Origin of the sequence: Actinomadura bangladeshensis (assembly GCF_004348335.1) — a bacterium.
Taxonomy (GTDB): Bacteria; Actinomycetota; Actinomycetes; order Streptosporangiales; family Streptosporangiaceae; genus Spirillospora; species Spirillospora bangladeshensis.
The window spans coordinates 1-17,936 of record NZ_SMJW01000171.1 but is presented as its reverse complement, the minus strand read 5'-3'; the positions used below and the strand labels follow the sequence as shown (position 1 = coordinate 17,936).

Below are 17,936 nucleotides of genomic sequence, written 5' to 3'. Positions count from 1 at the left end.
GGACGGTGGCGTCCAGATGCGGGCGGAGGCCGGGGGCGAGCCGGTCGCCGGTCACGTGGGTGATGGCCAGGACACTGCCGTCCGGGAGCGCGTCCATGTAGGCGCCGAGGACCTCGGCGAGTTCGGCGGTGCCGAGGTCGCGGTCGGCCCGGCCGACGTGCGGCAGGCTCCCGGCGGCCAGGACCGCGACGGGCCGGCGCAGGTCGAAGAGCTGCCGCGCCTCGTAGAGCACCTCGGCTGCGTCGGTCAGGTCGGCCTGCCGGAAGACGACGTCCCTGTAGTCGGCCATGAGCGCGCCGGCGTGGACGGCCACGACGGGGTCGTTGTCGATGTACAGGACCCGTGCGGGCCCGGCCGGCGCGTCCCGCGCGATCTCGTGGACCTGCCGGTGCGGTGGTGGGGCGGGCATCCCCGAACCGAGGTCGAGCCATTGGCGGATGCCCGCCCTGCGGCAGCGCTCGACGATGCCGGCCAAGGCGTGGCGGCTGTCGACCAGGGCCTCCCGGTAGCCGTCACCGACCTCCAGGGTGAGGGTGTCGAGCAGATCGCGGTCGGCCTGGGTGTTGTCCTTGCCGCCCAGGGCCGCGTCGTGGACACCCCGGGCCGAAAGGCCGCCGGTCGTCAGGACCGCGCGCGCCCGCCGCGGCGGGGAAGCGGTCAGCGGGGACCAGCGCAGCCCCGGATCGTCCCGCAGGATCCGGCCGTACAGGCGGGCGGGTTCGAGGTCGGGCGAGGCGTCGGAAGCCGTGTCGAACGCGGTGTCGAAGACGCGGGTCGCGTCCTCGTAGGCGGCCAGCGCCGCCTCTTTGCGGCCGGCCTGGTAGAGGACCATCATGTGCCGGCCGATCAGCCGGGAGTCGACGGGCTGGCGGGTCATCAGGTCGCGGATCCGGTCGGCGAGGGCGAGCGAGCGGTCGCCGGTGTCCATGCGGGCCTCGACATAGCGTGCGGAGACGTCCCGCAGCTGCTGCAGGAGGAGTTCGCGCTCGTCCTGCATCGCGGGGGTGCCGGGCATGTCGGGCAGCGGGTCGGCCCAGTCGCTGCGCTGCCAGAGGTCGAGGGCCTCGTCATAGCGCCGGACGGCGGTGTCCAGATCGCCGCCGTCTCGCGCGCGCTCGGCGAGTGCGACGGCCTGCCGCCAGTCGTCGACGTCGACGCGGTGGGCGGCTCCGCGCGGCACCTGGTAGCGGTCCCGGCCGTCGTCGCCGGTCGTGGTGATCAGGCAGTCGGCCGGGAGCCACTGGCGGGTGGTGCGTACGAGCGAGGCCAGCGCGGAGGGACCGGCCTGGTCGCCTTCCCACAGCAGCTGCCCGAGCTCCTCGGCCGACAGGGCCGGATCCCACGGCTGGTAGGCCAGCACGAAGATCAGATTCCGGGAGCGGAGGCGAGGACGGCGCCCGTCCAGGGTGATCTCACGGCCGTGGTCGTCTTTGATCCTCAGACCGCCCAGGATCTCGATCTGCATCGGAGGGCACCTCTTGGGGGAGCGTGTACGGAGGGGCATCGGCGGGGTGGCGGCGCGGAAGTGAGAGGCGGGTTCTGCGGCGACCGTAAGGCCCGCTGATCTTCTGCTGATCTACTGAGCGGCGGGCCTGCCGGATTCACGCGTCCGGCTACCGGATTGTTATCCGTGCGGTGGCGGGGTCTTTCCGGTGCGACGTGGTGCGCGTTTCATCAGGTCGGGCAGGCCTGCGCCCTGCGGGGGCGCGTGGCGGCGGCTGGAGAAGGCGGCCTGCGCCGCCGCGTTGATCGAAATTTGATCGCGTGGCGATAGCTTCCCGGGGTCCAGGACGGGGTCGGCGGAGGGGCCCGGTCGAAGCGGCGTTCACCGTTGCGGCAAGGAGGAGCATGTACGTGCGGGTGCTCGGGGGCCCTGTCGCCGTGGCCGATGGTCCGCAGGGCGGCCTGGAGGTGCTGCCTGAGCAGATGCGGCTTCTCGTGTCCGCGTGGCTCGTGGCCGACAGACCCCTCGCTCCGGAGGAGATACAGCGGGTGGTCTGGGGCGATGACGAGAAGGACCACCGCAAGGACGTCAACACGCTGGTCTGGAGGCTCAGGCGGCGTTTCCCCGGCGGCCGTGTCGTCACCAATGGCGAACGGCATCTCACCCAGGGGCACTCGCTGCGGCTCAGGCGCGGGGACGACGAGGTCGACCTGTGGCGGTTCCGGGAACTCGTCCAGCGGGGCGAAGCGGCGCGTACCCGCAATACGCGGGAGGCCGCGCGTCTCTACCAGCAGGCCGTTGATCTGTGCGGTGATGCGGACCCGGTGCCGGACAGGCCGAAGGCCGACACGCTGCTGGTCATCAATATCGAACGGGTGCTGAAGGAGGTGAAAAGTGCCTGGAACGCCCTGGCGGAGCTGCGCCTATCGCTGGGAGAGCACGATGACGTCCTGCCTTACCTCAAGGGATGGGTGGCCGCTGATCCGTGGGACGAGCATCTGCGACGGTGGCTGATGCTCGCCCTCTACCGCAATGGCGGCAAGGCGAAGGCGCTGCGTGTTTACGAGGAGATGCGGGAGCTGCTGCACCGTGAGGCCTGCTCCGACGCCGAGCCGGGGCACCTGCTGAAGCGCCTGGCCGCTCAGATCGCAGCCGATGACCCGGATCTGGCGCCCCAGCCGATGCGCAGCCCGAACCGCAGCCCCTGGGATGGGCTGGCCGGCGACGATCCGGATTACACTCCCGCTCCTCCGCTTGTCACCGACCGCCCGGTCGTTGCGCGCATCATCAACGTGCTGCTGGGAGGGAAGGACAACTACGAGGCGGACCGGTGCGCGGCCGCCGCGGTGGAGAAGCAGGTTCCCGGACTCAGGGATCTGGTGACGCAGCATCACGATTTCAGGCGCCGCGCCATCCGCGAGATCGCCGCGGCGGGCATCGAGCAGTGGATCGATATCGGTGCGGGGCTCCCCGACAACGGGCAGGTGCTGCCGGTCGCCCGCGAAGTCGTCCCCCATGCCCGGCTGGTCTACGTCGATAACGATCCCGTTGTCGGCACCCACACCCGGGGCGTGATCGACGATCCGACGAAGACCGCGTTCGTGGAAGCCGATCTGCGCGACACCTCCGCGGTCCTCGGCGCTCCGGAGATGCGCCGGGTGATCGACTTCTCCAGGCCCGTCGGCGTGCTCGTGACCAGCGTCCTGCATCTGCTGCCCGACGACGTCACCGGCGTCATGGCCGCCTACGTCGGCGCGATGGCGCCGGGCAGCTACCTGGTGGTCTCGACGGTGGTCTCGGAGGGCCTGCCCGAGAAGGTGGTGACGGTGAGCCGCGAGCACGTCCCGTTCTTCCACCCCCGCTCCCAGAGCGAGATCGTGACGTGGCTCCAGGGCCTGCAGGTCGTACCGCCCGGCATCATCGACTGCCAGCACTGGCGGCCCTCCGGCACCCTGCCGGAGCTGGCGAACCAGCGGGTCGTGTGCGCGGTGGCCTGGAAACCGGGGCCGGACACGCGGCGCATCTGACCGGCCCGGCGCATCCGGCCGGCCGCCGGATCCGCGGCGGCCGGCCGATCGGCCGCGTGTCAGGCGGGGACGGGGAAGACCAGGGGAAGGCGGTCGATCCGCACCCCGCTGTGCGGCCACTGGATGGCGGTACGGGCGTCCTCGGCGAGTCGGTATTCGGGGATGCGGCGGTGCCAGGCGCGCAGCATCACCGTGAGCTCCAGCCGGGCCAGATGGATGCCCAGGCACAGATGCCGCCCGTACCCGAAGGACAGGTTCCGGCCGGTCCGGGCGAAGTCGGCCTCATCCGGCCGCTCGGCGTCGGGAAGGTCGCGGTTCGCGGACCCGACGCAGAAGTTCACCTGCGCGCCGGCGGGGATCAGATGGCCGGCGACCCGGGTGTCCCGGGCCGCGACGCGGGGGAGGAACGGCGCGGGCGGGTCGAGCCGCACCAGCTCCTCCACGGCGGCGGGGACGACGGCGGGATCCGCGGCGACCTGGCGGCGCAGCCGCGGCTCCGCGGCGAGCCGGGCGAACGCCGTGCCGATGGCGCCGACAATGGTGTCGAACCCGGCCATCACGCACAGCCAGGCCAGGCCGAGCACCTCGTCCGGGCTCAGGGCCTCCTCGCCGGCGCCCGCCGGCAACTGGGCCAGCAGCGCGTCCGGGCGGACCGCTCCGGCCCCGGGCCGCGCCAGATGGCGCCGGAGGTAGTCGGTCAGCTCGTCGGCCGCGGTCTGCGCGTCCCGGCCCGGACCGGTGAGCTCCAGGGTGGTGCCGCCGAGGATCTGGTCCTTCCAGGCGACGATGCGCTCCTTGTCCTCCACCGGCAGCCCGAAGAGCTCCAGGAACGCGTGAGCGGACAGCGGGACGGCCAGGTCGGCGACGACGTCGCAGGACCCGTCCGCGGTGGCCTCCTTGATCAGCCGGTCGGCGAAGGCCATCAGCCCCGGTTCCAGCCCGGCCATCGCGGCCCGGCTGAAGTACGGCTTGAGAACTCTGCGGATCCGGTCGTGGTCCGGCGGGTTGATGTCGACCGGGACGAGCGGAACCGGGCACCCCACCTTCTCGCGGACGATCTCGGACTTGAAGACGTCCGGGCTGTTCAGGCCGCTGTCGACTTCCGCGCGCGAGACGACCGCGTACATGTTCGGGCCCGTGCCCACCACCGGCCCGTGCGCCAGCAGCATCCGGTAGGCCGCGGTGCGGTCCTCCTGCATCGGGATCGCACCGAAGTCGACCCGGGGGACGCCCCGCTCGTCGACGACCCCCGCGGCGGCGGTCTGCTCGGGGTGGATCAGTTCGGGCTGCCCCGAATCGGCCATGTCCATACTCCTCGGCTGGATGGGGTCGGATGTCGCCAATGAGCCAGGGGCGCCTGCGCAGCCGACCCTGGCGCACGCACGGTAGGAGACCCCGATCTATTAACCGTCAAATCCCAGGTCACCAACGCGCCGCACGGCCTCCGAATAAGAGCGGGTGAGCCCTTCCCTAAGTGAGGCCCACGGCTGGAGCTTGTGGCGCCGCAGGTGGGGGAGTGCGCTGAGTCTGTCGAGGGTCTCGGGGAGCCAACACGGGAGCCACGCGCCTAGGCGGACTTGAAGGTCTTGCTGGCGAAGATGTCGTTCATGTGCTCGGCGCCGTCGCGGATCTCGGGCTTGAGCTGGTGGCGGTAGACGGTCTCGGTGATCTTCGTGCTGGAGTGCCCGACGAGGATGCTGATCTTCTCTATGGGCACGTCGTGGTCACTCATGATGGACACGAACGTGTGCCGCAGTTCGCGCGGGCACCACTCGCGCGGGTTGAGGTCCGCCGCTTTGAGCACCTTGGCGAACCGGTACCGGACGTGTTGCGCCGCGTAGGGCCGTCCGTCCTCATGGCAGAACACGAGGTCGTGTTCCTGGTACGCCTCGCCGGCCTTGAGACGCTCCGCCGCCTGCCTCGTCTTGAGGCTGCGGAGCGCGTCAACGGCCATGTCCGCGATGCCGAGACCGCGACGGCTCAGCGTCGTCTTGGTCTCGCCCTTGTGCCGATCGGCGCGCAGGACGTAGACGGTGGCCTTGTCGAGGTCGACATCACTCCATTTGAGCGTGCGGAGTTCCTCCGTCCGGAGCCCGGACATGACGGCGAGGATGATGTACGCGCCAAGACGGTGTTCGGGTTTGCTCGCCTCGTCCAGGAGAGCCTTCGCCTGCGCGAGGCTTAGCGAACGCGACTTGCGACCTGCCTTGCCGTTCGGCGTGTCCACCAGTTCGGCGACGTTCCGCGCGATCCTGTCGCGACGCGCCGCTCTGCGGATCGACCGCTTGAGGACGCTGTGAACGATGCCGAGCGAGGACGAGGTGAGGTGCTCCGCTCGTCCGTTGAGCCACGTCTCGACGGCGTCGGCCGTGAGTTCCTTGAGGCGCGTCCGGCCGATGAACGGGACGAGTTGGTGTGTGGCGAGCGACCGGTAGACCTCGCTCGTTGCCGGTGACTTGCCGGTCTTGGCGAACGCGGCGAGGAACTCGTTCACCGCGTCTTCCACGTAGTAGTTGCGCTCCGTCTTGACGCCCTTGCTGAGGTCTTCGACGGCTTGCCTGAGCTTGTCCTTGACCTCTGTCTTCGTCCGTCCCTTCCTCTTGAGCCGCTTGCGCTTACCGTCCGGGCCGAACCCGAGCGAGATGGCGCCGGTGTACCCGTCGCCCTCCTCGTAGATCGTCCCCTCGTACTTGCCGATGAGGATCTTCGCCAACCGGATCCCTCCTCGTATCGGTCGAGGTCACCACCGACCATAACTCAAGACGTCCCTAGACGTCCCTCGTGTGGGAGGTCCGTTCGCGGTCATGTGCGGGACGGACCTCCCAGCGGTTGTCAGCGATTGGCCTCTTCGAGGGAGGTGACGAACTCGGCGATATGCCGGTCAGTGATGCGGCGCAGCTTGCCGATCTTGATGCTGTGGAGTTGGCCGGTGCGGATCAGGAAGTAGACCTTGTCTCGGCCGATGTTGAGGATCTCGGCCACTTGCTCGACGGTGTACGCCTGCACGGTCACCACCTCCTCTCGCCCGAGGCGGTGTGCCGGGGGCGTGCGTGATGTGGGTCGGTGATCATCTCCTTGGTTGCGGACGGTGGTCGTCTCCGTCTCGTCTCACGGACGTCTCGCGGCTCCTTACGTGCAGGCGCGCGCGTGAGACGAGACGTTGAGACGATCACGGAGTGTGGTCGGCCGCCTTGTAGCGGCCTCGACCGACCTGGACGGCGCGGCCGGTCTTCACCAGCTCGTTGAGGCGCCGGTAGAGGGTCGGCCGGCTCATCTCGGTGATCATGAGTAGGTGAGCGATCGGAAGCCCTTCGTCCGGCGCGCCCTCTAGAGCCTCTCTCAGGACGCTCTCGGCGCGGTCTTCCCTGGATGGCCTCAGCGGTACGGAAGCCGCTGAGACGGGCTGCAGAAGCGGTGTACTGGCTTCGTCCAGCGCGCGCCGTGAGACCTCGTCCAGGACGGGCCGCAGGGCCTCGTGTCGTTGTGCGGCCTCGCTGACGGCGTTGTCGGTGAGCAGGTAGGCGCGGCCTCGTCGGGGTGTGTCGTGTTCGGGTGCGGACAGCAGGAACTTGCCGGGTGCGTTGAGGGTGTGGGCGTGCCATCCGGCGTTGAGCATCCCTTGTCCAAGGATGAGGTCGACGTCTTTGCGTTCGCGGACGCGGAAGCTCACCCGGACGTCCATTTGCGAGCGGACGGCGCCCTTGCCCATGGCCTTCTGTGTGGGTCGCTGCGTGGCCGCGATGAGCGTCACGGCGACCGCACGCCCACGGCGCGCGATCGAGTCGGTGTCGCTCGCTGCGTCGGGTGCGTCGTCGGCGAGTTCGGCGTACTCGTCCACGACGATGACGAGCGCGGGCAAATCGGGTGCCGGATCCCAGACGCGCCGGCCGTTCGCGGTGAGCCACTCGGCGCGTGCCTCAAGGATCGTCACGGCATCGCGCAGCATGGCGCGGGCTTGCTCGGGTGTGGTGGCGAGCCGATCGATACAGGACGCCCACGGCTGCAACTCCATGCCGCGCTTGAGGTCGATGGCCCAGATGACCACGTCGCGGCACGCGCTGAGGTTGCCCATCAGGACGTTGATCCCGCCGCTCTTTCCCGAGCCGGCCACGCCTCCGATGAGCCCATGCCGTCGCAGCAGCAGAACACGCGCGCTGGTCGCGTCTTCGAACGGCCCGAGGTCGATCGGCTCGGTAATGGAGGAGACGGACGGTCCAGGCCATGGGATCGCGTCGGCGTGCGGGTCGGTGTTGAGCACTCGGAGTTCGAACCGGTTGGCTTTGTCGTCGCGCGTGGGGAAGACGCGCACCGCGCCGCGGAACGTCCCGAGCGCTGATTCGATCGCGGGCACTTTCGCGGTGACGTCCTGGATGGTCTGGCCACGGGCGAGGGCGAAGCGCGCGCGCCATCCCCACACGTCCACCACGGCGGACTGCGCTCGGGAGCCGGCGAGCCCGATCGACTGCGCGATTTCAGGCCATGCAGCAATCTGCCGGTCAACACGCACCTTGGCGCGCCGGCGCCGATGCACCCACCACGGCACGGCGAGCACGAACCCACCCACGGCGAGCACCTGGGGGAGCGGCGAGAACGCGATACCGAGCCCTGTCACCGCAGCCAGCCACCCACCGGCACCCATGACCACGGCCGCGCCGTACAGCCGTTCCATGCGCAAGGTGAGCCCGAACCGATCCCCGAACATCGCCACTACCCAGGCGGCCGCCGTCGCGAGGACGAGCAGGTACGGCCACCACTGCGGACGAGCCGCGTGCAGGACGAGGCCCGAGACAACGAGCGCGGTCACCAGATACAGCGGAGCGAGTTCGGACCGGTACCGCCACAGTGCCCGAGCCACCAGCACAGCGGCGATGTCGGGGAACTGGTCGTCACGGTCGATGATGACCATTGGCTGAACTCCGTTGCGGCGCAACTTCTGTGCGTGCCGCCGCATCTGCCGTGACCGGCTCATGAACGCCCCCACGCCTCCGGCGGCAGATGCCCTTGCGCGCGCAGTTCGTCGCGCAGGTAGTACAGGGGATCGGGATCGGCGTCGCGTGCGGCTTTGTGGGTGGCGCGCCCTGCCGCTGCTAGGTTCGCGCGGTCACGGCGCGCCTTCACCAGTTCGGCTGTGAGCCGGGACAGTTCGGAGACCAGGGTGGGGGAGTCGGCGAGCGCGGAGTTGAGGCGAAGCCACAGATCGGCGATGTAGGGCATGGCCTCCGACAGGGAGGAGACGATTTCTCGGGCGGCGAGGTTGCGGGCACGGACCCCCTGAAGGTCGATCTTGACGTGCTGAGGGATGTCGGGCACTGGGGCATCACTCCCTTCCAGCGGGACGTCAGTTCTGAGAGAGGGACTGGACGAGCACGGTCACCAGCCGGCGGATCTCCGGCGCGGCGCTGGTCGCGGCGAGGAAGAACCCGAACAGCAGGCACACCGCGACGTGCCACGCGCGCAGGCCCATGTAGCGCCACGCGAGCCACACCACCGCGCCGAGGATGGCGACCAGCGGAATCGAGACGTTCACGCGCTCACCCCTCCGGCCACATCTCGGGGTGCCGGTAGCCGCGCCCGCGCCGCAGCCAACGGGCGCGAGCGCGGCACTTGCGGCACCTGCGGTTGCCGGGGTCGACGCGCGCGCCGCACGGGCAGCGGTGACCGGTGATGAGGCGCGGCATCCGCACGCTCATCGACCCGCCGGAACGCGCGTCGGGACCTCGTCACACGTGCGCGTGGTGAGCAGCCGCCGCGATACCGCGCCGGCGCGCGTCGACTCGGGATGGGACGGGTGGGAGCGGCTCCGCATCACGCGGCGCTCCTCGGCGTGGATGCCGATGACGAGCATGGCGAAGATGCCGCAGGTGGAACCGGCGAGGAACACGGCGATGATCGATGCCAGAACGAGGATCATGTGCGATCACTCCTCTCGTACGGCCCGTGTCCGGCGGGGGCGGCTCGGGCCTTCAGCGGGCTACGAGAAAGAGAGTGCGCGTGACCAGCGGGACGAGATCACTACATGACTGGACGTGTTCATGACGTCCTCATAGGGTTGACCGCGTCCCAGGACGTCCCGCGATCCGGACGGGTGCATGCCGAACGAACGCCTACGCGCCACACTGCTAGAGCAGGGCCTGACCATCGCCACGCTCGCAGAGTCGATCGGCGTCGACCAAAAGACCGTGGAACGGTGGATCACCAAGGACCGCACCCCCTACCGGCGGCACCGCTACGCAGTGGCTTCACGTCTAGGCGTGGACGAGACGTTCCTGTGGCCCGACGCGCTCACCAACGAGCAAGTCACCGCGGCCTCCAGCAGCGAACTGGTCACCATCTACCCGCGCCGCACCATGGTCCCCAGGGACGCATGGGGACGTCTGTTCGCCACAGCCAAAGAAGACATCGGCGTCCTGGTCTACTCCGGCCTCTTCCTCTCCGAAGACTCCGGCATCCAACGCACCTTCGCCGAGAAAGCCCAAGCAGGCGTCCGCGTCCGCATCCTCCTCGGCGACCCCGACAGCCCCCAGGTAGCCGAACGAGGCGCAGACGAAGGCGTAGGCGACGCCCAAGCCGCCAAAATCCGCAACGCCCTCGTCCTCTACAAGAACCTGCGCAAACAAGACGGCGTCGAGTTCCGCTACCACAACACGGTGCTCTACAACTCCATCTACCGCGCCGACGACCAGCTCTTGGTCAACACCCACGTCTACGGCATCACAGCCGCACTCGCCCCCGTCTGGCACCTGCGCCGCATAGCCGGCGGAGACCTGGTGAACACCTACCTCGACAGCTTCGAACGCGTCTGGGAAAACGCCACACCCATACCGGGGGACTGACATGGGCCGCAGGATCGACTACTACGACGACCCCAACGCCCCCAAAGCCAACAGCCTCGTCCCGTCTGTCAACGTCGTAGTCGCCAACGACAACGGCGACATCCTCATGATTCGCCGCACGGATAACGACAACTGGGCCGTACCGGGAGGTGCGATCGACCTGGGCGAATCCGTCGCACAGGCCGCGATCCGCGAGACCAAAGAAGAGACCGGCGTCGACTGCGAGATCACCGGCCTCGTCGGGATCTACTCAGACCCCAAGCACCTCATCCACTACACGAGCAACGACGAGGTCCGCCAAGAGTTCTCGATCATGCTCACAGGGCGCCCCACGGGCGGCGAACCTCGCCCAAGCGACGAGTCTCGCGAGGTCCTCTGGGTTCCTGCCGTCGAAGCAACGAACCGCCAGATGGACCGGTCAATGCGAGTCCGCATCTGCCACTATCTGGAGAAACCGCAGAAGCCAATCATCATGTGAGTGACTCGGTTCAACGAGATCGCTCAGGCGATCACGCGAGAGGGCTGGCGAGCGTCATATGCCCGGATTCGTTGACCAACTTCCAGCTCTTTTGGGCGTTGTGGTAGGTGCAGCTGGATCCTACCTAGCCACAAGCCAAACCGAAAAGGCCCGATGGAAGCGGCAGCATAGCACTCGCTGGGACGAAGAGCGTCGTAAGGCGTACGCAGAGTACGCGCACGCACTCAAGAACGTGGCTTCCATCTCGTCCCGACTAGCCAAAATGCGCGGCTACGTTGATGGACGCTTTGAGGATGTGGATATTGACACCGGGCTGGTAGAACTCGCGCGACTTACTGCTGAGCGAGCAGCAAAATGGGAATCCGTCCTGTTACTTGGCAGTCGCGAAACGATCGACGCCGGCCGTGAGTGGAACACGATTATCTTCGACCTGTCAGATTTCGCCTCAGGGAATCGACGGACCACGCCAGCAGAATGGGATGAATGCTATCGGGCGGCGGGAGCAGCCAGGGATAGATTCTATGAGTGCGCTCGGAAAGATCTAGAAGTGTGATCTGGTGGCCGACAGCTCGTCCTGAACGCGATGAACGGCGCCCAGGATGTACGGGGACGACGTAGTGATGGAGCGGGAGACGAGATGACCGCCACCGTACCGGGACAGGATCTCCGAAAGCCGATCCTCTACCGCCAGCTCCTCGCCGTCTGGACTCGTCGTCATGTCGCAGTAGATGAGTGAATCCGTCAGCTCCGGAGGCTCGGTCCCGAACTCGCTCGTCAACTCGTCAACGAGCCCTCGTTCCCGAGCCTCCACGACCGCACAGGTGTGGTGAGCCACGAGCCGACACAGATGCTCGTCCGCTTGGTGAACGTCCCGCAGAAAGCGTGCACCGTCCAGGGGATGGAACCCGGTCACAACCAGGTCGGGCGCATATCCGACGTCGTGCAGCCAAGCGGCGGCCTCAAGCAAGTCGGCGCGGTCGCCGAGTAGAGGCGCGAGAGTCCTGGCCTGGCGCGCGACACCTTGCGTGTGCGCCCACCGGCGCGGCAACGCGCTCTGGAGGTGATGACGTGCGATCTCGCGTGCCCACTCGGCGGTGCTGTTCATGTCTCTGACGCTACGGGCACGTCACTGGACATCCACGGACGCCAACGGCTCATCTAGGGACGTCTTGGCAGCACGAACCGTCCCCGACCGTGAACGCACTCCACCAGGCCAGCGGCCTCCAACTGTTCAAGGGCTCGCCTTGCGGTAAGCCGCGCGACGCCGTAGCGCTCACAGAGCCGCGCCTCGCTCGGCAGGACACTGCCCACCGACAACGAGCCGTTCTCAATCAAGGCCCTGAGATCGGCTGCGATGCGCTCGTAGGTCGGCCGCACGCTGTCCGCGGGGACGGACTGCACGAACCTGCCCAGTCCCGTCACGACCGTGATCAGCCCCTCGTCCTGGAGGACCCGCAGCGCGCGGCGCACCGTGTCACGAGCAACGGCGAACTCTCGGCTCAGCTCATGCTCTCCAGGCAATCGCACGCCGGCGGGATAGGTCCCGTCCGCGATACGTCCCCGCAGTACCTCAGCGATCTTTCGGTAAGCGACACCCGAGGCACGTGTCACCGTGCACCCCACCTCACGCGCATGAGGCCCAGAGCGGGGACTGCTCTGGGCCTCACCTCACCTCCGACCTTCACCTCAGATCCACGAAGGCGCCGAGAATGCGTCGGGCAAGCCCACGCCGATGCCTTCCGCCTCCGCCGTCGGTGCTCGACACAGGCGGGCGGGAAGCAACATGGCGCGTGGGGCTGCTCGCGGGGGAGACAGCAACCCACCGCCCCGCCGAGTCCGTCTGCGGACGAGGGCTGACACTCCTTCGGGAAAGCTCCGGCGGCGAACAGGTGCGCCGATGCCGTCCAACAGGCCGCGCCATCAGAGCGTGCCCTCCGCCGCAGAGCGGCCGTCTCGATTGGCGAGCCTGCCCTTTACCCACACGACCGTGTCGACGATGCGCTCAGCTTCGGTGATCGGGTGCCCCGACGAGTCGAAGAACCAGAGGTGACCGCCGTCCCGATCGAAGGGCCGGCACGTGATCTTGTCGGACAGCACTGGGTTCTCGTCGCAGCAACCCGGTGCGTCCAGATTGCGCACCTTCAGGCCCGTCGAGGTCAGTTCGACGACGAGGCGATGTGCGCGCAGGTGAGCGCCCAGCGCGGCCAACCGCGCCTCGGCCACGCTCAGACCAGAGAAGGACGCCGGCTCCGCATCGGTCTCACGGGGCTGGTCGAAGGACATGGGGCCTCCTCAACGAGGTTCTTGGGGACTTGGCCGCCCAGAAACCGCAGGTGCGGCACCTCGGGCGTGTCCAGAAGCCTCGTTGGCAGGCCGGGACCTCTCCACCGGCAACTAGGGACGTCTAGGGACGTCTTCTGTTAGCGTCAGTCCTACCTTGCATCTCGGGAGGTCCGGTGAACGACCTGTTGCGGCGAGCCCTCGAAGAGGCCCGACTAACCGAAGACGATGTAGCCAAGCGTCTCGACGTAGACCCCAAGACCGTCCGCCGCTGGCTGTCTGGCCGCATCCCCTACCCCCGCCACCGAGCGACCCTCTGTGCCCTCCTGAACCACACCGCAGACGACCTGTGGCCCCAGCTCTCCGCACCGCGCCCGCTCCCCGAACCACCGGGCGCCCAAATCCTCGCTACATACCCGCACCGCTGGGCAGTCCCCCGAGCCGTCTGGCAACGCCACTTCGCCAGCGCACGTCATGACATCGGCATCCTCGCCTACGCCGGCCTCTTCCTCGCCGAAGACCAAGGCGTCATGCGAACCATCGCCGATAAGGCCCGAGACGGCGTCGCCGTCCGCATCCTCCTCGGTAACCCAGACGGCCCCCGCATCTCCGAACGCGGCGCAGACGAGGGCGTAGGAGACTCCCTAGCAGCCAAGATCCGCAACGCCCTGGTCCTCTACGAACCTCTACGCGACCTCGACAACGTAGAGATCCGCCTACACGACACGGTCCTCTACAACTCCATCTACCGAGCCGACAACGACCTCTTGATCAATTCCCACGCCTACGGCATCCCCGCATCTCACTCCCCGGTGCTCCACCTCCGCAGCACCCAACCCACCGACATGGCCACCACCTACCAACAAAGCTTCGACCGCGTCTGGTCAGGCACTGGAGCATCGAACACGGTTCGTCTTGTGACAGGCGCTCCGGAATGAGTACTTTCAGCAAAGATTTCGAAGGCGCCGTTCCAGGTCCCTGGTGGCCGCCCGGTTCGAACCAGGTGTGCGGGCTCTGCGGGCCGTCCTAGCTTGAACCAGACAACTGCGCCCGCGCCGAACCAGGAGCCGAAGCTGCACGCAAGCTAGCTAACAGATTGCCGAGTGAAGCAGTTGGCTCAATCTGACGGTTGGGCTGCGGCTGGCTCTGCGCTCCGAGGATGCTCGTCCTCGGTTTGACAGGCGCATGTCGGTCATCGCGGCGTGTGAGCATACGCAATGAGTGTTGTCGCTGTTGGTGAGGCCTTCTCGAGCCGATCGGTCCGCCCATCCTCCTAGCCGAGGATGGACACCTCTTCAAGATCGTCAAAGCTCTCAAAGAGGAGGTCGCCACCCAAGAGCAGGCAAGGGATCAAGCCGGACGCCGAGAGAATACAGCTCTGAAAGCTATTCGGAAGTATCGGTGCCTGGAGTATAGATTGTGCCGTCGGCCGTTAGTCCGTAAAAGAAGAGCCTTCTAGCTTGCTCGGTGTGCCCGAACCTGGAAAGTGCCTGGGCAACCGTTGCTACGGAAGAAGCTTCGCCGGCATCAGCATTGCGCCGGAAAAGATGCATCATTGCATCTATCTCACCTGCCTCTGCCAATGATGCGATGACAACGCGTCCTAGGTCGTTGCCAGCGTCGTCAACAAGCTGCAGGGCTGTCTGAACATCCCCTCTTCGTATGGAGATCTCGGCAATAAGCCGACCCTTCATGAAGTCGTTAAAAGTTGAATTTTCGACGAGTTGGATTGCTTCCCTGTCTTTCCCGAGAGCCGCCCAGTATGGGGCCAGGTAGTAGACGGCGTCTTGCAGACCGTCGCTCGCCCATTCTTCTACGAGCGCCACCTCGTTGTGCGCCAGCAGAAATTGGACGAAATCACCCAGAAATGCTATGTCGACTTGATCCACCTTTTCGCGCAATAAGGCAATTGCTTCGTCTTCTCGATGTATTCTTGAAAGAAGCTCTGCCAGCTTAATTACAACATGCTCATTTCCATTGGAGACTAGGTATTGCAGAATGTCTAGCGACTCCTCTATCTGTCCTTCGTCTTCTGCGATATGCGCGAGGTATTCGAGCGCGTATGGGTGGGGTGACGCGGTCCAATTGACTAGATCCTCGACTCTGTGCTCAAGATAGAGGAGCTCCATCAATTTTTCCTCAGCCTCATCATCCCCATCCTCAGCTAAGGGCTCAAATACCTTGATTGCATCTGTAGTATTCCCGCCTTCCCACATAATTAACCCTAGGTCAAATTTCCCTATTTCGTCCTCATCGTCGATGTTCTGGCGCATGAGGTTGACTGCCTCGCCGTCGAGACCAACCGCTCTGAGGGCATCTGCGCTTCTATAAATAGCGGCGCTGTAGCCAGCTTCTACCAAGGGATTCAGTAGATCAACGGCATCTAACTCCTCTCCCTTTTTTATCATGGATTCAGCCAGCTCGATAGTCGAAAGTGCATCGCCTTCAGCAGCGGCCCGCCTAAAGAGTTCGTCGGCATAGTAGAAGCGAGCTCGGCGTTTGGCGCTTTCGCCGAGTCTGGATATGTCGTCGTCGCGTGAAAGGTGTGAGATTGCAGCTTGCCAAAAAGTCTCCGGTGGGCACAAATGCGAGCGACGGGGAATTATGTATTGAGCCAAATAGTCTGCCGCAATGAAGCCTTCGAGATCTTCCATTGAATCCTTGACTGCGATCGGTGATAGTGCTGCGGTGGCGCCAGACAGGGCTTCGGTAGCGTACGCGATGGCGTCATCGAACCAAGTCTTGGGAGCTCTCGCCCGGGTTCGGTCATCGCAATATCCCACCGCTGCGGCCCTTAGAAATGCTACCGGTATTGGATGGAAGACGCCGAGTCGAAAAGCATCATACGCGGCGGTCAGTACGGCGCGCGCGTAAGGGTTGGCGTTGTTCCATCGTTCTATCAGTTGCGGTGCGGCAGCGATCGTCTGAGTCAACCCAAAATCACTTACCTGTAGCGCCAGTCGAACGCGAGCGTCACTCTTTGCTACTTCTCGGGCACGCTCGTTCTCTGAGGCTGAAAAGCTTTCGGCCACATGGATAACGCGCGCTAGTTTGAGTAGATTGCGCTCGTGAACGTATGGGTCCTTCTTATCCTGAGGGTGACTCGTATAGAGATTGAACCACTGGGGCCATAGAGTGGCGACCGCGATGTTCCCCGCTTCAAGGAGAGCCAGCATGCTTTCGGCTGTAATGCTGTGCTCGGCACTAAGGTAGCCTTGTAGCTCATCTAGCCATAAGACGTGATGGCGAGGCGGATCGCTGGCTATCTCGTCGAAGTCTTCGACGCTCTTAAGGCGGATTATTCGCCATCCTATCAATTCTGCCTTTACTGCTTCGAATAGCGTTCGCGTCTTCCCGGTTGATGATTCGCCAACCAGTAGTATAAATTCCCCCGACTGCCGGCCTTCTTGGAGTATGCTTCTGAGGCCAACCGACGGTGCTACGTCAAGGTCGCGGAGTATGTAAGTGGGCATCAAGTCTGAGTTTGCACCCGGTGCTGTGATCGGCCTGTGTACACCCATGTGAATAGCCTGAGCTTCTTCTACTCTCACCGATCCGGGAATCTTGCTACCTGCATTCTTTGTGTGCATCCAGGCAGCAATCCAGCTCGGTAAAACTTCGTCTTGGACCTCGCATGCCGCGAGATATGTTCGAAGTGTCTCCTCCGAAGTCCTACCCTCGTTGAGTAGATCCCCAAGAGTGCTCTTCGGAAGACGTCTCGCCCTTCCGTTGATCGGCCTGAGGTTTCGAGCCTTGCGGTCGAGCTCCCCGTATGACAGTCCGCCCCGTAGTTGATCAAGGGCTGCCGCGAACTCCTTAGCGGTGTTCACGGCATCAGGCTCGACCGCTTTCATGGCATCACCTCTCCACGCAGTCGTCCGGCGGCCGGCTCGCACTCCGGCCGGACCGCGAGCCGACTGGCTCTCAGTACTAGCACCCAGGTAACTAGCTTGCCTTCTTGATGTGACACGCGCTGCTTCTCTCCGGGTTCGTCCGACTGTATAGCCGGACCTCACGGCCATGCGCTCGACTGTCGCCACCGGACCAAGGGACGAGAGAAGGGAACCTGTGGTGAGGGGCTTCAAACGACGCGAGCGAGTCATGATCTTGTGTGCAGTCTTGGGAGGACTGGCGTCCGGCTCAGCCGAGGCTGTGACGATGCTGGTCATTCATCTGGTCTGACGCACAACCTTCAGCCGGTTGGCAGGCGGGGCATCGCTCGACGCTCGGTCCATGACGGGCCGATGAAGCATGGCGGGTGAAGCCCTAGGCCATTTCAGCGCAGGTCGGCGCTCGGGTGTGCTGCCTTCGAGGGGCGGGTTCGGGTCTAGGTCTCCTCAGCTTCAAGAGAACACACAGGTCAGAGGCCGGTTTAGGGGAGACCCCAAACCGGCCTCTGATCATTTGCCGCCACGTTGCCACCAAGGCTGCGCGACAGCAGATGGCAGGATCTGGCCATCCGAACCTCAGCCTCACGTCCCATCGGCGAAGCTAATCCCGCTGGTTCGGTTGCCGAACAACCTGGTTGCGCATGTGGGACCGCGCAGACGAGGCGTCGTTCCGTGCGCCACCGCGCAGGTGATGTTCCTAGCTTGGGCGTCTGCTCCTGTGATCCTGATCAGCTCTGGATGACCGCTGAGAGGATTTGCTTGACCCTGCGCCGGTCGATGTTGTGCTTCTCGGCTAGTGCGGTGACCACAAACGTCCACCGGGTTGGGTGACACGCCGGCCAGGGGCTGGGACGGGGAGGTTGATCGGCTCCACCCTCGATGACGACAGGTCGTTATCGAGAGAGGGGCGGGCTGGTGGCAGAGCCAGTCAGAGCACGGCGGTTGACCCAGGACGAGGGGCGCCGGCTGCAGCAGATCATCCGG

16 protein-coding genes are annotated in these 17,936 nt (G+C 65.6%); 4 read left to right on the top strand and 12 right to left on the bottom strand.

Features of this window, described 5'->3' with window-relative positions:
• On the bottom strand, positions 1-1,465 hold a 1,465-nt coding region (locus tag E1284_RS27645), incomplete at its 3' end, for an SAM-dependent methyltransferase (protein WP_165965450.1).
• Between the two features lie 383 nt (positions 1,466-1,848).
• Between E1284_RS27645 and E1284_RS27640 the strand changes: the two genes are divergently transcribed.
• Complete coding sequence (locus E1284_RS27640) at positions 1,849-3,471, top strand: SAM-dependent methyltransferase (protein WP_131943073.1); 1,623 nt, start codon at positions 1,849-1,851, stop codon at positions 3,469-3,471.
• 59 nt (positions 3,472-3,530) lie between these two features.
• On the opposite strand, the gene E1284_RS27635 is transcribed toward E1284_RS27640, so the two are convergent.
• The 7 genes from E1284_RS27635 to E1284_RS27605 all read right to left on the bottom strand — a co-directional run bounded on the left by E1284_RS27635 (position 3,531) and on the right by E1284_RS27605 (position 9,382).
• Positions 3,531-4,775 carry a cytochrome P450 gene (locus tag E1284_RS27635; RefSeq protein WP_131943072.1) on the bottom strand — a complete coding sequence of 415 codons (1,245 nt, stop codon included), beginning with the start codon at positions 4,773-4,775 and terminating at the stop codon, positions 3,531-3,533.
• 263 nt (positions 4,776-5,038) lie between these two features.
• Complete coding sequence (locus E1284_RS27630; RefSeq protein WP_165965449.1) at positions 5,039-6,184, bottom strand: site-specific integrase; 1,146 nt, start codon at positions 6,182-6,184, stop codon at positions 5,039-5,041.
• 119 nt (positions 6,185-6,303) lie between these two features.
• On the bottom strand, positions 6,304-6,483 hold the full coding sequence (locus tag E1284_RS27625) for a helix-turn-helix domain-containing protein (RefSeq protein WP_067635957.1): 180 nt from the start codon (positions 6,481-6,483) through the stop codon (positions 6,304-6,306).
• A gap of 157 nt (positions 6,484-6,640) precedes the next feature.
• Positions 6,641-8,377: an FtsK/SpoIIIE domain-containing protein gene (locus E1284_RS27620; RefSeq protein ID WP_243714780.1), complete on the bottom strand. Its 1,737-nt coding sequence runs from the start codon at positions 8,375-8,377 to the stop codon at positions 6,641-6,643.
• A 59-nt stretch (positions 8,378-8,436) separates the two neighbouring features.
• The gene (locus E1284_RS27615; RefSeq protein ID WP_131943069.1) at positions 8,437-8,781 is read right to left on the bottom strand and encodes a hypothetical protein; all 345 of its coding nucleotides are present in this window, start codon (positions 8,779-8,781) and stop codon (positions 8,437-8,439) included.
• A 28-nt stretch (positions 8,782-8,809) separates the two neighbouring features.
• Positions 8,810-8,998, bottom strand: a complete 189-nt coding sequence (locus tag E1284_RS27610) for a hypothetical protein (protein ID WP_131943068.1) — start codon at positions 8,996-8,998, stop codon at positions 8,810-8,812.
• 159 nt (positions 8,999-9,157) lie between these two features.
• Positions 9,158-9,382 (bottom strand): hypothetical protein, encoded by a 225-nt coding sequence (locus E1284_RS27605; RefSeq protein WP_131943067.1) that lies wholly within the window; start codon positions 9,380-9,382, stop codon positions 9,158-9,160.
• Positions 9,383-9,560: 178 nt separating this feature from the next.
• Between E1284_RS27605 and E1284_RS27600 the strand changes: the two genes are divergently transcribed.
• Complete coding sequence (locus E1284_RS27600) at positions 9,561-10,304, top strand: helix-turn-helix domain-containing protein (RefSeq protein WP_131943066.1); 744 nt, start codon at positions 9,561-9,563, stop codon at positions 10,302-10,304.
• 1 nt (position 10,305) lies between these two features.
• Positions 10,306-10,782, top strand: coding sequence for an NUDIX hydrolase (locus tag E1284_RS27595; RefSeq protein WP_131943065.1), 477 nt, complete (start codon positions 10,306-10,308; stop codon positions 10,780-10,782).
• A 541-nt stretch (positions 10,783-11,323) separates the two neighbouring features.
• On the opposite strand, the gene E1284_RS27590 is transcribed toward E1284_RS27595, so the two are convergent.
• From E1284_RS27590 to E1284_RS27580, 3 genes are all read right to left on the bottom strand, one after another.
• A complete protein-coding gene (locus E1284_RS27590) occupies positions 11,324-11,887 on the bottom strand; it encodes an HD domain-containing protein (RefSeq protein ID WP_131943064.1) in 564 nt (187 codons plus the stop codon).
• A gap of 53 nt (positions 11,888-11,940) precedes the next feature.
• On the bottom strand, positions 11,941-12,393 hold the full coding sequence (locus tag E1284_RS43725) for a GntR family transcriptional regulator (RefSeq protein WP_131943063.1): 453 nt from the start codon (positions 12,391-12,393) through the stop codon (positions 11,941-11,943).
• Between the two features lie 309 nt (positions 12,394-12,702).
• Positions 12,703-13,065, bottom strand: a complete 363-nt coding sequence (locus E1284_RS27580; protein ID WP_131943062.1) for a hypothetical protein — start codon at positions 13,063-13,065, stop codon at positions 12,703-12,705.
• Between the two features lie 173 nt (positions 13,066-13,238).
• Between E1284_RS27580 and E1284_RS27575 the strand changes: the two genes are divergently transcribed.
• Positions 13,239-14,000: a helix-turn-helix domain-containing protein gene (locus E1284_RS27575; protein WP_131943061.1), complete on the top strand. Its 762-nt coding sequence runs from the start codon at positions 13,239-13,241 to the stop codon at positions 13,998-14,000.
• 447 nt (positions 14,001-14,447) lie between these two features.
• Here the strand turns inward: E1284_RS27575 and E1284_RS27570 are convergent, their stop codons facing one another.
• Complete coding sequence (locus tag E1284_RS27570) at positions 14,448-16,916, bottom strand: tetratricopeptide repeat protein (protein ID WP_131943060.1); 2,469 nt, start codon at positions 16,914-16,916, stop codon at positions 14,448-14,450.
• Positions 16,917-17,936: the final 1,020 nt, after the last annotated feature.